The sequence below is a fragment of the Metaclostridioides mangenotii genome (genome assembly GCF_017873185.1).
GTDB classification, from domain to species: Bacteria; Bacillota; Clostridia; order Peptostreptococcales; family Peptostreptococcaceae; genus Metaclostridioides; species Metaclostridioides mangenotii.
Window position 1 is genome coordinate 236,201 of sequence record NZ_JAGGJX010000002.1, and the last position, 14,502, is coordinate 250,702.

Annotated in this window: 15 protein-coding genes and 1 pseudogene; 14 read left to right on the plus strand and 2 right to left on the minus strand. The window is 30.6% G+C overall.

All coding sequences use genetic code 11. The annotated features are described in order from the left end of the window. Positions 1–352 precede the first annotated feature (352 nt). From J2Z43_RS07190 to J2Z43_RS07200, 3 genes are all read left to right on the plus strand, one after another. Positions 353–2,467 carry a cell wall-binding repeat-containing protein gene (locus J2Z43_RS07190; protein ID WP_209456554.1) on the plus strand — a complete coding sequence of 705 codons (2,115 nt, stop codon included), beginning with the start codon at positions 353–355 and terminating at the stop codon, positions 2,465–2,467. 243 nt (positions 2,468–2,710) lie between these two features. Continuing rightward, on the plus strand, positions 2,711–3,325 hold the full coding sequence (locus tag J2Z43_RS07195; RefSeq protein ID WP_209456555.1) for a hypothetical protein: 615 nt from the start codon (positions 2,711–2,713) through the stop codon (positions 3,323–3,325). A 585-nt stretch (positions 3,326–3,910) separates the two neighbouring features. Further along, positions 3,911–4,153: a hypothetical protein gene (locus J2Z43_RS07200; protein WP_209456556.1), complete on the plus strand. Its 243-nt coding sequence runs from the start codon at positions 3,911–3,913 to the stop codon at positions 4,151–4,153. A gap of 131 nt (positions 4,154–4,284) precedes the next feature. Here the strand turns inward: J2Z43_RS07200 and J2Z43_RS07205 are convergent, their stop codons facing one another. Further along, on the minus strand, positions 4,285–4,947 hold the full coding sequence (locus J2Z43_RS07205; RefSeq protein ID WP_209456557.1) for a LysR substrate-binding domain-containing protein: 663 nt from the start codon (positions 4,945–4,947) through the stop codon (positions 4,285–4,287). A gap of 40 nt (positions 4,948–4,987) precedes the next feature. Between J2Z43_RS07205 and J2Z43_RS15425 the strand changes: the two are divergent. Then, positions 4,988–5,125: pseudogene (locus J2Z43_RS15425) on the plus strand (linear amide C-N hydrolase); the annotation flags it as partial. Between the two features lie 303 nt (positions 5,126–5,428). Here J2Z43_RS15425 and J2Z43_RS07215 read toward each other — a convergent pair. Beyond that, positions 5,429–6,373 (minus strand): L-lactate dehydrogenase, encoded by a 945-nt coding sequence (locus tag J2Z43_RS07215; protein WP_209456558.1) that lies wholly within the window; start codon positions 6,371–6,373, stop codon positions 5,429–5,431. 218 nt (positions 6,374–6,591) lie between these two features. On the opposite strand from J2Z43_RS07215, the gene J2Z43_RS07220 reads away from it, so the two are divergent. The 10 genes from J2Z43_RS07220 (at position 6,592) to J2Z43_RS07265 (ending at position 14,292) form a co-directional block, all read left to right on the plus strand. After that, entirely contained in the window at positions 6,592–7,269 is a 678-nt protein-coding gene (locus J2Z43_RS07220; RefSeq protein ID WP_209456559.1) for a Crp/Fnr family transcriptional regulator, read from the plus strand. Positions 7,270–7,509: 240 nt separating this feature from the next. After that, on the plus strand, positions 7,510–8,130 hold the full coding sequence (locus J2Z43_RS07225) for a flavodoxin family protein (protein WP_209456560.1): 621 nt from the start codon (positions 7,510–7,512) through the stop codon (positions 8,128–8,130). Between the two features lie 198 nt (positions 8,131–8,328). Beyond that, entirely contained in the window at positions 8,329–8,694 is a 366-nt protein-coding gene (locus J2Z43_RS07230; protein ID WP_209456561.1) for a zinc ribbon domain-containing protein, read from the plus strand. A gap of 293 nt (positions 8,695–8,987) precedes the next feature. Further along, on the plus strand, positions 8,988–9,263 hold the full coding sequence (locus J2Z43_RS07235; protein WP_027701178.1) for a CD3324 family protein: 276 nt from the start codon (positions 8,988–8,990) through the stop codon (positions 9,261–9,263). A gap of 118 nt (positions 9,264–9,381) precedes the next feature. Then, on the plus strand, positions 9,382–10,101 hold the full coding sequence (locus J2Z43_RS07240) for an MBL fold metallo-hydrolase (protein ID WP_209456562.1): 720 nt from the start codon (positions 9,382–9,384) through the stop codon (positions 10,099–10,101). Between the two features lie 384 nt (positions 10,102–10,485). After that, entirely contained in the window at positions 10,486–10,623 is a 138-nt protein-coding gene (locus J2Z43_RS07245; RefSeq protein ID WP_209456563.1) for a hypothetical protein, read from the plus strand. Positions 10,624–10,745: 122 nt separating this feature from the next. After that, positions 10,746–11,504: a nucleotide-binding protein gene (locus J2Z43_RS07250; RefSeq protein WP_209456564.1), complete on the plus strand. Its 759-nt coding sequence runs from the start codon at positions 10,746–10,748 to the stop codon at positions 11,502–11,504. Beyond that, on the plus strand, positions 11,497–12,798 hold the full coding sequence (locus tag J2Z43_RS07255) for a nitrogenase component 1 (RefSeq protein ID WP_209456565.1): 1,302 nt from the start codon (positions 11,497–11,499) through the stop codon (positions 12,796–12,798). The genes J2Z43_RS07250 and J2Z43_RS07255 overlap by 8 nt, the downstream gene beginning before the upstream one ends. After that, complete coding sequence (locus tag J2Z43_RS07260) at positions 12,779–14,002, plus strand: nitrogenase component 1 (protein ID WP_209456566.1); 1,224 nt, start codon at positions 12,779–12,781, stop codon at positions 14,000–14,002. The genes J2Z43_RS07255 and J2Z43_RS07260 overlap by 20 nt, the downstream gene beginning before the upstream one ends. A 104-nt stretch (positions 14,003–14,106) precedes the next feature. Continuing rightward, positions 14,107–14,292, plus strand: coding sequence for a hypothetical protein (locus J2Z43_RS07265; RefSeq protein WP_209456567.1), 186 nt, complete (start codon positions 14,107–14,109; stop codon positions 14,290–14,292). Positions 14,293–14,502 lie beyond the last annotated feature (210 nt).

Below are 14,502 nucleotides of genomic sequence, written 5' to 3' on the forward strand. Positions count from 1 at the left end.
AGAAATATAAAATCGGGACAGAAGATGCCATAAGCTAAAAGAAAATGGCGTATATGATGTGTCAAATAAAAATTCTAGTATAGAGATAGTACTTATTTAAGCTAACTGTAAGCGTATTCATTATCACATAAATTAGGAGTTCTTCGGGACTATATTTTTATTTTTGGAAAAAATAGATGCCTCTAAATTTTTTATATAACACCCTCTTTATTTATATTAAAATTACATTTCACTACAAAAAAACTTCATTTCACAACAATTGGCATCAATTATTTAAAAAATAATGTTAGTATCTTAGACGTAATAAATATAAGAGCAGTATTAAATAATTTATAAGGAGGTATCAATAGTTATGAAGAGATCACTATCGATTTTGATGACTTTTATACTAGTACTTTCATGGTTGCCTATAAGGATATTTGCATCAGAATCGGCCAAAACTAATAATAATGAAGGCACATATCAGGTGTTTTATTGGTTACAAAACGCGGATAATGATGAGTATACATTCGCTGGAAATATTCAAAGGTCTGGTGAAATTGGAGGAGATATATCAATTCCAACTGTAGAAGAGGATAAACAATCTGATATAAGATTCCCTTTAGATATCAGTGCCTACAAGCAAAATTTGCCTTTAGAAAGTCAGTATGATTATATAAATATGGATGAAGTAAAAACAGCTGATACAAATGCTAATAAAACAATATCAGCGGATGGAAAAACAATCGTAAATGTGTTTTATAGTAGAAATAAATACGATATAGATTTTCACTTAGATACTGATAATATAAACGATGTAACTGAATCAGTTGTAGGTTACAAAGTAGGGGATAGTGTATACACGAATGGTGATACATATAAAATTGAGAATGTTAAAGTAGGTCAAGATATAAGTCAACGATGGCCTTCTGATATAGAGTTTATAGATTCAAATGGAGACATTTTAGATGATGTGGTATTGACACGTATGAATAATGAAGGTGGTTATGGGTACTTCGCTAATAAGCAGTTTGTATTTCATTCTGAGTTTGTGCGAGGGATCGATGATAATAATATAAATATAAAATTAGCAATGGGTGAAAAAAATTATTATTATAATTTCATAGCTAAATTGCAAAGTGTTGATAATAATGAAGAGTTTGAAGTAAATGAGGATTATAGTTTCTCAGCTTATAATGGTTCTTCTAATAATAAGATAAAAGGATTTTATAATATGATCCCTAATAAATATAACTCATACGATATTAATTACTACAGGTTTTCATATGGCCTATACTTTTATTCAGATGATTATCAATCGATTATCAATAATACTAATAATATTAAATTTGAAAAATCCTTAAAAAATATTGATTCAGAAGTAGATCCAGGAAGTAAAGATGGGTACAATTTTGCAGGATGGACAATACCTGTATTAGAAGGAGATAAAGTAAGCTTCAAGAAATTTGATTTAAATACAGAAAAAATGCCTTCTTATAATTTACATTTATTCGCTAGTTGGACTAAAAAGAATACTGGAGGAGGAGGCGGTGGCTCTACTGAACCACCAACTTCAACTAAAACAGTAATATTAGCAAGTGGAGAGAAATATACAGATGTACTTACAGCGACAGTTTTAGGAAATGAGAAAGACGCACCAATACTACTTTCTAAAAAAGATTCTGTAGATGAAGAAACTTTAGCTGAGATAAAAAGATTAAACGCAGAAGAAGTTATAATTTCAGGTGGCGCTGATTCAGTATCTGATAAAGTTGTTGAGCAGTTAAAGGATTACAATGTAATTAGAATATCAGGTAAAGATAGATATGAAACAGCAGAAAAAATAGGAGATGAAGTCAGAAGTATAACAGGCAATAAAGAAGGCGCAATGTTGGTAGACGGAACAAACTTCCCAGACGTAATAACTATATCAACTCTTGCATCACAAAAAAGAGCACCTATACTAATAACTGAGCCTGAAACACTAAATTCAACTACAGATAAAACAATAGATAAATGGAATTTAGAGGATATTACAATAGGAGGAAGTTATAATTCAGTATCTAAAGATATTGAAAATAGTTTAAAAGTAAGTAAAATTAATAGATTAGGTGGAGTTGATAGATACGAGACTTCAAAAATTATAGGGCAAGAAGTAGTCAATTTGACAGGAAATAAATCGAATATGGTTTTAGTTGACGGAACGGATTTCCCGGATGGAATAACAATAAACAGCTTGGCATCAAAATTTAAATCGCCAATTATGCTTACAACACCAAATAAACTAAGTAAAGAAACTTCTGATATGATAAAAGAATGGTCAACACAAAATATATTAATAGGTGGGGGATATAATTCAGTATCTAAGCCAATAGAAGATAATTTAAATATTAGCAAAAAAGAGAGAGTTGCAGGTCAAGATAGATATGAAACTGCAGTAAAGATCTCTCAAAGACGTACTAATAGTTCTTTGATAGGAGAGAAATAAGAAGAGAAAAATAATTCTAAGAGTTTCATTTAGAGTTGTAAAAATAAATAATGTAGTAATAGGAGAGCAATCAATCCATTAATGGAAAGATTGCTCTTTATAGTTATTAGGTGTGTGTAAATTAAGCGTTTTATTAGAATATTAACCGATTTTACCATTAAAAAGACCAGTTATGTCAAATCCATTGGAAAATATATTAATGAATGTTAAATTTATGTTAGATTTGGAAAGGACATATAAATAATGAAAAAAATTTTAATAACTATATTTGTAATTTTAATTATGATATTAGGGGTAACAGGATATTATTTTAAACAAAATAAATTAATAAATGGAAAAAACGAAAATTCAATAAAGAAGTATTTATATAATACTTTAATACCAAAAACTGAAGATATAAATATTATTGACACTGTAGAAATTGAAGATTCTAAGATTGTAGGATTTTTAAATAATAAAGGTCTAGGAGTAGTTGCATTTGATAAAGATAAGAAAGGTAACTATACGACAGGTAGAGATGGAATATTTGAGACTATAGATAAAAAACATGTAAAAGTATCTGCATTTTCTGTACGTTATGGTGATAGCAGTAAATCATCATATGTTATTATATCTGATGGAAAAGATGTAGGTAGAGTAGAATTAGTGGTAAATGAGAAAAAAAGTTATTCTAAGAAAGTAAAGTTAAGTGAGCCTTCTATGGTTATTTTTACTGACAATGAACTTAGTAAGTTATCTACAAGTAGAGATATTAAGTTTAAATTTTTTAACTCAGATGGAACTCTTATAGAAGACTATACACTTAATTATTGTAATCACAGTACAGGTGTAATTCAGATAAGTATGGGTGATAGATAAAAACCAATTCTTGAAGTTGTAAAAATATTTGAATGTTAAAGAATTATAAAAAGAGCTAGTTTATTTAACAATACTAGTTCTTTTTTTTATGCTTGAAACTACCTTTACTTTACCATACTACTCATAGGAGGTTGAATATATAGATATATTCGATAAAAAAGGAATTAAGCCAATGTTAATAGTGGAGATGCAAGAGGCGTTTGACTCTCCAGTATATGAAAGATGAAGATTTTGTCGTGTGTGGTTATATATTGAAAGAAAATAATATGACTAGCCTAGTTATCTCACAATATAATGAAGAAAATGAATTGATATATAATGTCATGTCACTTTAGGTGTCAGTCTAAGAAAACTCAATCAGTATAAATATAAAAAGGTTGGATTACCGCTAAAAATGTACCTTCTGGATCTGGCAATGAGAATGCTGTTTGGATAGAACCTTGTATATACTGTGGAAGACATGCCTAACGACAGAGGAGCACTAAGACAACCTGTATTAAAAGGGATAAGAGAGGATAAACTAGCAAAAGAATGTATATAGAAATAAATATATATTTAATATGATCAAAAGTGGAGGATTAAAAAATGAAAGAGATAAACTTAGATAAAGTATCAAGCAAACTAGAAGATATGGCAAGTAGAGGACATAAAGAAGTAGGCATACTTAGAGATGCAGAATATGGATTGGAAATAGCAGATATATCAAGCTGTTATAATAATGCCATCGAAGTAGACAAAATAGGAACACTTAATTTGGGTATCTATAATACAAAAAAGGATATACAAGACGAGTTGACTCTACTGATAAAAAACTATCTGAAAGATTAAGAAGAATTAGAGCAGATAAATAACTGCTCTTTTTTATTTTAAAATATTGTTATTCACCTGATTACATTTAAGGTCTAAAATTAGATGGTATTAGATGTATTACTGTATAATACTCTTACATTATTCACATACTAAAGTAAAGAATAACTTGATGAATCAAGTATTTTAATTTTTTCTTTTATAAGTGATAATAGATCATTTCCTATTTCATCAAAATGATTCTTTTTTATTGCTAAAAACCATAATGAAGGGCTAATTATATTCTCATCCTCTATAACAGGTATTATTTTTACATTATCCTTCTTATGATTGAACTCGTTTATTATAGAATACGATGGACCAAAAGAAATAGCCATATTTTCCTCAACAGCATTTATAATTGAAATAAAATTATTAGTCTTAAATAAAATATTTGCAGGTTTTTGTGCGATTTCGTAGTGTAAATTATGATTCTTAATATTATTTGAAAATGCAACTAAAGCAAAATCAAACTTTTCTTGTTGTAATGATAACAAAAGATCCTGTGTGTTTTGTTCAACTATTGAAATTTCTGCAAAAGGATATTCCATCTTTAATTCATATAGTGCCTTGATAAGTGAAGAATTAATACCAGGAATACACGCGATTCTTAATCTAATCTTTGGAAGAGTAAACTTATTATTTACATAAGTATATATATCATTTTGTCTTTCTAAAATTTTATAAGCATTTTTAATTATATACTGACCTTTAGTTGTTGGAAAACTCCCTTGCTTAGAACGTTTAAATATTATAACATTAAGTTCTTTTTCCAATGATGAAACAGCTTGACTAACGGCTGAAGTTGTATGCAGTGAATCAGGGACTTATTACTATAATACTTATGAAAATCATCAGATTTCAGTTGTTAGCTTATTTAATGAAGATTTAGAGGCTACTTCTATAAAAGCTTTTCCAACTACTACAACTCAGGCAATTAATAACATGAATTAAAATATTGTGTTATCATTATTAATTTAATGTGCTTGTATCCATATAGAAAGAAGTAAAGTAATTTAAAATGAGCCCCAGAGTATAGTGGTTATAGCTATTAAAAAGTATATAAAACTATAATACAAAAAGGATTAGGGCTATATTATTAATATTAAACCACAACCAAATGGTTGTGGTTTAATAAATGGATATATAGATATTATAGCCAATACTTTATAAGATGTCTCTTGGTCGTTAATTGGTGTATTTAATACTTGTAGACGCCCAATGTAGAACAATTAATTACTTAAGCATTGTCATTAACTACTTTCCTTGAATCAGCGGATTATTTTGCTCTAAAACAGAAATCGAATATGCAAATTGATCAAGTTCACTAGAAGTTAAGTCCTCAGGCACGGTACCTAAGATGCCTTCGTTTCCAATGATACAAGGTATACCAGCGAACACATCGTAGTAGCCATACTCACCCTCTAATAAAGTAGAAGTAGTTAAGAGGGCATGTTCATCAAACACGATAGCTTTAGTGATCCTTGCAAGAGCCATGGCAATCCCATAGTAGGTAGCGCCTTTAGCTTCGATAATTTTATAAGCAGCGTTTTTAGTCTGAAGGTAGATTTTTTCCATATCTGTATCTGTCAAATTGAAACTTGATTTGATTTTATCTAACTTCATACCTGCAACATTAACAGTTGACCAAGGGACAAATTCTGAATCACCGTGTTCGCCCAAGATATTAGCGGAAATATCTTGTGGTGAAACTTGAAATTTTTTACTTAGTTGACATCTTAAACGAGCGGTATCCAAGGTAGTACCAGAACCGATCACTTTTCCCCTAGAAAAACCAGAATATTTCCAAACAGCATAGGAGATGATGTCAACTGGATTAGAAGCAATCAGAAAAATACCATCAAAACCATTCGCTATTACATTCTCAGTGATTTTTTTTGCAATGTTAATGTTAGTATTAATCAGATCTAATCTTGATTGCCCAGGTTTTTGAGGAACTCCTGCACAAATACAAACAATATCTGCTTTTTCGCAGTCTTTATAGTCGCCTTTCTTAATATGAATATTTGTATAAAAACTTGGAATTCCATCCTGTAAATCAGCTGCATCTGCAGCTGCTTTTTTCTCATTAACATCAATTAAGACTAATTCATTACAGAGTTTTTGATTAACGAGGGCAAAAGCATAACTAGAACCTACTGAACCTGTACCAATTAAAACAACTCGTCTTGAAACATGCATAAAATCAACTCCTTTTTATTTTTAGAAAGCGCTTTCTATTTACAACCTAGTATAAATAAAGAATTTACTATTTGCTATAACAAAAGACATTAACATATGTTAATCTAATATAGAAGATATCATCAAGAACTTTTTTACTATGAATAAAAGTAAAAATTATTTGGTATATTGTATTGTATAAATAATTAGAGTCTTTAATTTAGTTAGGAGGGAAAGAGATGACTGCTAACAATGAATTTTTTCAATATGAAGTGACTTTTCATGAATATCTGGAAAAGAAGCATTTTACTACTGTAAAAAAAGAGCACTATCAATACATTGTTTTTGAAGGTGTGCAGATACCGTTTGTATATGTAGTGAAAGAAGGTATCGTTAAAACCAGTCTTCTTACCAAGGATGGACGCGAATTTAATATTGGTTACATTCAAGAAAATGAGTTGGTTTCATTAGTGGGGAATGAGTATTCCAATCATGTAGATATGCCTTTTAATATTAGGGTGGAAAGTGATACAGCCGAACTCTATCAGATTAATCGAGTACAATTCTGGGAAGATGTTAATACGAACGAAAATTTGTTGAAATTTGTGAAAGAATATTACCGACAAAATTTGGTTAAACAGATTAAAAAGTCACAGAATCTTGCTATGAATGGAAAATTCGGAGCCTTGTGTGCTCAAATTTATGAATTATCAGAATTATTTGGTTGTGTGACCAAAGAGGGTATCTTGATTGATTTTAATATCACTAATGAAGAATTAGCTAAGTTTTGTGGTATCAATTCTGCTAGTAGTATTAATCGTATGTTACGTAAGCTAAAAGAGATGAATAGCATCAAAATTGTAAATAATAAAATTTTAATTAAGGATGTATCTATAATTGAATCCTTTGTTGCTTAGAATACAGATCCAATAAGAAACTCCCTTCGTCTCAACCGTTAAAATCCAAAAAGCACATTGATAATTTAACAATGTGCTTTTTTATTAGAATACTATTTATAAAAGCAAGTATAAAGATTAGAGGGTGTGAACGGTATTATTGCTATTATGAACAAATAAGTTTAAAATTAGTATAGGTAGCTTATAATAAAAAGTGTCAATAAGTTTATCTGATTATTTTTCATGAAGGGAGTTTTTTCGATGAAAGTTATATTAGTGAATGGGAGCCCGCATCCAAGAGGATGTACGTACACAGCTTTAATGGAAATTGCCACTCAGCTTGAGGCGCAAGGAGTTGAAACAGAAATTTTTCAAATTGGAGTGAAGCCGGTTTCGGGATGTATCGCATGTGAACGTTGTCGTGAAACAGGGAGATGTTTCATGAATGATAAGGTAAACGAGTTTTTGGATAAAGCAGATGTAGCAGATGCATTTGTGTTCGGGTCGGCAGTTCATTTTGCGGCGATTTCAGGTGCGATGGCGTCATTTTTAGACCGCGTTTTCTTTGCTGGAACTCCAAACTTCAGAGGGAAGCCAGGAACTGGAATTGTAAGTTGCCGTCGTGGTGGTTCAACGGCTGCGTTTGATCAGTTGAATAAGTATTTGGCGCATAGCGAGATGCCAATTGTATCTTCGCAGTACTGGAATATGGTGCATGGAAATACTCCCGAAGAAGTAAAACAAGACTTAGAAGGACTGCAAATCATGCGTACTCTAGGAAGTAATATGGCATGGCTTTTAAAATGTTTGGACGCTGGAAAGGCAGCGGGAATTGAGATGCCGGAAAAGGAAAAACGTCAGAGGACAAACTTTATTCGATAATAATAAAAAGCTAAAAACGCTGATTATCAGGCCCTATTAAAGATATAGTTAAAAGCACTTACATTATGTAAGTGCTTTTATTAAAATAAACTATATAGTTTATTTTATAGAGGAAGCTTTAAAAATGTAAATATCGTGGTTAGTATATAAATACTAATCCCCTTCTAATATTGGAAGGAAATTTTTAGGAGGAAATATATGTTTTTAATAATGGGAGTTAGTCAAAATCAAAAGAAGCTAGATTACAAAGAACTTAACATATGTAAATGTTGTGGAAAGTATTCTAATATTGAAGTATATATGACATACTGGTACTTCATTTTCTTTTTTATACCTCTTATAAAATGGAACAAAGAATACTATGTTAAGACTAATTGTTGCAACAAAGTAGCTAAAATAGATAATAAGATTGGGGAAGGTATTGAAAAAGGACAAGCAATAAGTATTAATACAGTGGAACTAGACTTTGGATGTGACGAACACAGTATAAAAGTTTGTTCTGTATGTGGATATAAAACAGAAGAAGATTTTACATTTTGTCCTAAGTGTTCTAATAAATTATAATTTAATTATGTAGAAGATACTATCATATATAGAGTATAAATAACTTATGAAGTTAAAGCGAGCACTCAAATATTCAATGTGTTTTTTATGATAATATAATTTAAGAAAGGAAGTGAGTAAATGTTTAATAAATCAAAAATGATTATAGTATTAGGCTCCAGGCAAAGACTGTAAGACAATTGCAAATAAAGTTTTGTTTGGAGCCATAATCAAAGATTAAATATGGCTTATATGTTTTGTGCAGTCTTTGCCTAACTATTTATAAATTAAAATGATAGTTAGGAGAAAAGGTTATGAAGTACAAAAAAGCACAAGAGATATTACCTCAAGATATAATTGAATTAATTCAAGAATATGTAGATGGGGGATACTTATATATACCTACTAAAAACGATACTAAAAAATCTTGGGGAGAAAAAAGCGGATTTAAAAAAGAGTTAAGTGAAAGAAATAAAGAAATTTTTAATAAATATAATGAAGGAATATCAGTTAAAGAACTGATTAATCAATATTACCTTACTGAAAGCAGTATTAGAAGAATAATTAGACAACAAAAGGATAATTTATAAGTATCATTTTTTACAATCAAGTTTAATACAGACTCATTTATTAACTTATTATGCCAATTAATTTAGTGATATAATTTAATCTGAATTAGGAGATTATATTTATAATGGAGGTAGTACAATGAATAAATTAGATGTATTAAAAGTAGAATTTGAATTTAATAGAATTATAGATGCAATATATCCGGTTATATTAAGGGACGACAATGATATGATTTTAATTGACTGTGGTTATCCTAACTTTTTAACATTAATAGAAGAAAGAGCAATAAAAAATGGGATAGATTTAAGTAAGCTAACAAAGTTAATTATAACTCATCACGATTTTGATCATATGGGTTCAGCAGCTGATTTCAAACGAAAGTACCCTAATGTAAAAATATTATCATCAATAATAGATGAAAAATATATTAGTGGAAAAGAAAAATCTTTAAGACTACAGCAAGCTGAATCAGTATATGATAAATTGCCAGAAGAACAAAAAGAAGGTGCTATGAATTTTCAAAAGATGCTTGAATCAATAGAAAATATTGAAGTAGATATGTTACTGAAAGATGGAGATAAATTTGACTGGTGCGGGGGTATGGAAATAATTGAAACTCCAGGTCATATGCCAGGGCATATATCTATTTATGCTAAGGAAAGTAAGACTTTAATATCGGGAGATGCATTAGTATTAGAGAATGATAAGTTAGCTATAGCAAATCCAAATTATACTCTAAATATAAAAGAAGCTAAGGAATCTGTATATAAATTATTGAACTATGATATTGATAAGATAGTATGTTATCATGGTGGAATATATACAGAAGAAATAAAAAGTTCACTTAAAAGAATATAATTTTAAGTGAAAATAAATTATATAAAAAATAAACTAGGGTACTAAATCGTGGGTATTATTCCTGCGATTCGCCCCACCAATTAAAGAATTACTTCAGTAGAATAATTGGAATTGCTTGATTATATAAATTAAGCAATTCCTTTTTTATTATATAGAAATACAATAATAACCTAACTATCTAGATTAAGCAATATTTTTAGGTATTTATCCAAGTAGTTTCAGAAAAAAATTCAGTAATAATCCATATGAGTTTAAGGATACTTGTATTCAAATATAATAAGCGTTTTGCTAGAATAATCTATAAAGTTAATAAAGCAACTATAAGCTTATTGGAGGGATATAAGATGAAAAAAATTGATGACACTATCTGCCTCTATTATGATTTTGGTAGGTTTATTTTCAATTGGTTGTTCTGGTAAGGCAGTAGAAAATATTGAGAATAATACAGAGAAAAATGCAAATAATGCGGAAGAATCTTTATGGCATAGAGCATGGAAAATTGTAAGATGTTATGACTGCTGAAATTTTAATAGAGACCTTTAATATTGATGCTATGATTGCGATGGATCCTCGCATAGGAAGCCAACTTGTATTTCATATGATCTTATTAATAAATAGAAAAATATGTGTTAGGAGATGTTAGAATGAAAAAAATAGCGATATATGGTAAAGGTGGAATTGGAAAATCAACTACCGTATCTAATGTGGCGGCAGCTTTATCTAGTATGGGATTGACTGTGATGCAAATAGGGTGTGATCCAAAAGCTGATTCTACCAGAAATTTAACTGGAGGAAAAAATATAACTACTGTACTTGATACATTAAGAGAAAAGAGTGATGCGGATTTAGATGAACTTGTGGTGAAAAGTAGCACTGGAGTATTATGTGTAGAATCAGGAGGTCCAGTACCTGGAGTTGGATGTGCAGGTAGAGGTATTATTACTGCTTTTGAAAAACTTGAAGAGTTAGAAGCTTATGATATTTACAAGCCAGATCTAGTTCTGTATGACGTGTTAGGAGATGTTGTATGTGGTGGGTTCGCAATGCCTATTAGAGGTGGTTACGCGGATGAAGTGTGTGTTGTAACTTCTGGTGAGGTGATGTCTTTATACGCTGCGACAAATATATCGCGAGCAGTTAAAAGTTTTGGAAATAGGGGTTATGCCTCTATACGTGGTCTAATTCTAAATGCTAAAAATATTGAAGGAGAAAATAAGCTAGTAGATGATGTAGCTAAGGAAATAGATGTGCCAGTAATTTATCGTTTGCCTCGTAACCCGTATGTACAACAAGCTGAGGATCAAGGTAAAACTGTCGTAGAGGCTTTTCCTGATTCAGAAATGGCAGAACATTACATGAATCTTGCAAAGCTATTAGTAGAAGGAGGAAAATGTATTGAATGATTTTAAACATCTAAAACTACTTTCAGAAGTTAAATCGAATAAAAGTATAAAATTTCTAACGCCGGCTGTTTTTAAAGGAAATCATTGCCCAATGCGTATAGCATCGGTTATTTCAAAAGATGTTGAAGGACTTTCCTCCTTACTTGTAGGTATGCAGGAGTGTACTACTTATTCAAGACTTTTCAGTCCAAATCCAGAAGGCAAGGACGGTGAACTTCACTGGCTTTATGTATTGGACTCGCATGAAGTGGTATTCGGATGTCGACAAGGTTTAATTGACTCTCTTATCAAGATGGATAAATCCGGTGCAAAAGCGATTTTATTGATAGTAACTTGTATTCCTGAATTAATAGGTGAGGATATTGAAGGTATTATTTGTGAAATTCAACCCAAATTGAATGCTAAGGTTACTTTTGTAATGCTAGGTCAATTCAAAAATGTTAGCTATCCACCAGGTTCAAGGAAAACCATGGGGGCTCTTGGAATGCTGATGGATGTAAAAGAAACTGATCCTATTCAAATTAATGTGCTGGGACGTGCGCCAAATGAAGAAGAAATTCCTATGCCCAATATACTTCAAGAATTAATAAATCAAGGTCTTAATTTACGTTTTCTTGCACCAGGAGCTTCTTTAGAATATTTCCAAATGGCTTCAGATGCTAGGCTAAATATAGTGGTTTCACCATATATGCAGCCACTTGCAGTTAAAATGAAAAGAGATTTTGGTATACCATATATAGATTTACACAATATGTACGATGTAAATAGTATTTATAAAGCTTACGAGGATATTGCAGATCAATTTGGACTTAATCTACATGATGTTTTTGAGGAAGAAAGACAACAAGCGCTTAAATTGCAAAACCAAGCAGTTGAAAGGTTTAGAGGGCTTAAATATATATTCTTGCCTAGAGTTGATATGACAATTTCTTTAGCACACTATCTCACTAAGCTTGAAATGGAACCTCTACTTTTACATCTAGAAGAATATTATCCAGAGGACAAAACTAATGCAAAAGATATTATTTCAATGGGTTATAATCCATTAATTTGTAGAATGGTTAATCCTGAAGCAGATTTACCTATTTTAGAAAAGTTAGGTGCAGACTTGTATTTCGGATTTTCACCAAATATCAATAATAATAATATTACTTACGTGCCAGAGATATTTGATTTTTATGGACATATAGGATATAGCCGTACAGTTAGTGTACTAAAGATAATATTAAAGATATTGGACGAAAAAAACGACTTAAACAATGGAGGGACTGAATATGGGATTACACAGATTTAAACCAATTCCTTCAGGAAGAATGGGAACTCTTTGGACTATAGCTTCAATTAGAGATGCAGCTCTTATTGAGTTTGGATGCATGGGACATATGCTCTATAGCAGTGTAACACTAGAACGTTCAGGAGTATATGATGGGTGTAAACTATACTCTACACATATAGAAGAAACTGATATAGCTTTTGGTGATACAAGTAGACTTGATAAAACTATTGAAAATATTATAGAAAAAGATTCCCCAAAAGTGATTTTTCTTTTACCATCATCTATACCCGAGGTAATAGGAATTGACCTTAAAGCTGTATGCGAAAGTTTGCAGCTAAAATACCCTGAAGTTAAATTAATACCTTTTGGATGTGGAGGATTAGATGTTAAGCAGCATCAAGGTGTACAAGAGGCTCTTTTGTTATTAGTAAAAGAACTACCTGTAGATATAAAGAAAACGGATCAGCCAACTTTTAATATAATAGGATCTTGTGCCGATATTTTTAGATTTCAATCTGATGCAAATGAAATAGTTAGAATTATGGATGGAACTTTTGGAATTAAGCCAGTTTGTGTTTTGAGTTCGGATACCTCTATTGAGGATATTGAAAATATGGGCAGCGCACATCTTAATATTGTTTTGCGCCGAGAAGGAATACCAGCAGCTAAATATCTAGAAAAGCGATTTGGGATACCGTATATTGTAGGAAGGCCTTATGGTATTGATGGAACATTGAGCTGGATTGACAAAATTGCAGATATTTTTAATTTAAATTTAAATACTGAGTTTTTAAAGAAAGAGAGAAAAAATGCAAGAAAACAACTTAAGCCTGTAATACCATTATTTCTTCATATTGCAAAGTCTCATCCAGATGAAACGGTATTGTCTTTGGGTGGACATGCTGATGTAGTAAGTGGGATACTTTCTTTTGGATGTAGTGAGCTTTTCTTATCTAAAGGAACTTGCTGGTGTGATAGCCCTGATATGGGAAGTGAAGAAATTCCTTTTTTTTCTGAAGATGAGTGGATACGAGTAATTAAGTCTCATAAAAAAGGATTTCTTATGGCAAGTGGTGAAGCATTAGATTGGTCAGGGCGCAGTACAGATATGCAAATATCAAATCCTGATACTAAATATCGTTTACATCCATATGATTCGCCGTTTGTAGGTTTCAGAGGTGCCGTTAATCTTGCAAATTTATGGATAAATGAAACTAATTGATTATATTCTGATGGTAAATATTCTGGAGGAACAGAAGTTTTACTCGAGATGTATCAGAATCTATCAAAAATATTACTCAAGATGGAGCAACATCTAAGGGGAATATGGGTGGTTCAAGTGGAGATAGGGAATTAGGAGGACAAGGCAGAAAAGAAATGACGGAATCTCCTACAAATCAAGCTACAACACAATATAAAATCTATTATAAAAAATTAGTTCATTATCATATAAACATGAAAATGAACTATTTTTTATCACTAGGAATAATTTGGAATTTTAACTATAAATGATGTAAATTCACCTAATTTACTTTTTGCATAAATTTTTCCAATCTATATCCAACTCTTCTTATAGTTGTTATTTTTACGTTAGATTCAACATAATAAAGTTTTTTCTTAAAAATGATATATATACTTCTATATTATTATGTTCTAAAATATTAACTTTCTATAGTAGAATATATCTAATTTTAAACTAGTTGTCTATGCAACGATTTTTTG

What these genes read in the sequence shown, in the direction of transcription:
- J2Z43_RS07215 (WP_209456558.1), bottom strand. Translation starts at nt 6,373, where the DNA reads ATGCATGTTTCAAGACGAGTTGTTTTAATTGGTACAGGTTCAGTAGGT.
- J2Z43_RS07250 (WP_209456564.1), top strand. Translation starts at nt 10,746, where the DNA reads ATGAAAAAAATAGCGATATATGGTAAAGGTGGAATTGGAAAATCAACT.
- J2Z43_RS07220 (WP_209456559.1), top strand. Translation starts at nt 6,592, where the DNA reads ATGACTGCTAACAATGAATTTTTTCAATATGAAGTGACTTTTCATGAA.
- J2Z43_RS07195 (WP_209456555.1), top strand. Translation starts at nt 2,711, where the DNA reads ATGAAAAAAATTTTAATAACTATATTTGTAATTTTAATTATGATATTA.
- J2Z43_RS07235 (WP_027701178.1), top strand. Translation starts at nt 8,988, where the DNA reads ATGAAGTACAAAAAAGCACAAGAGATATTACCTCAAGATATAATTGAA.
- J2Z43_RS07265 (WP_209456567.1), top strand. Translation starts at nt 14,107, where the DNA reads ATGGGTGGTTCAAGTGGAGATAGGGAATTAGGAGGACAAGGCAGAAAA.
- J2Z43_RS07190 (WP_209456554.1), top strand. Translation starts at nt 353, where the DNA reads ATGAAGAGATCACTATCGATTTTGATGACTTTTATACTAGTACTTTCA.
- J2Z43_RS07230 (WP_209456561.1), top strand. Translation starts at nt 8,329, where the DNA reads ATGTTTTTAATAATGGGAGTTAGTCAAAATCAAAAGAAGCTAGATTAC.
- J2Z43_RS07225 (WP_209456560.1), top strand. Translation starts at nt 7,510, where the DNA reads ATGAAAGTTATATTAGTGAATGGGAGCCCGCATCCAAGAGGATGTACG.
- J2Z43_RS07260 (WP_209456566.1), top strand. Translation starts at nt 12,779, where the DNA reads ATGGGATTACACAGATTTAAACCAATTCCTTCAGGAAGAATGGGAACT.
- J2Z43_RS07200 (WP_209456556.1), top strand. Translation starts at nt 3,911, where the DNA reads ATGAAAGAGATAAACTTAGATAAAGTATCAAGCAAACTAGAAGATATG.
- J2Z43_RS07240 (WP_209456562.1), top strand. Translation starts at nt 9,382, where the DNA reads ATGAATAAATTAGATGTATTAAAAGTAGAATTTGAATTTAATAGAATT.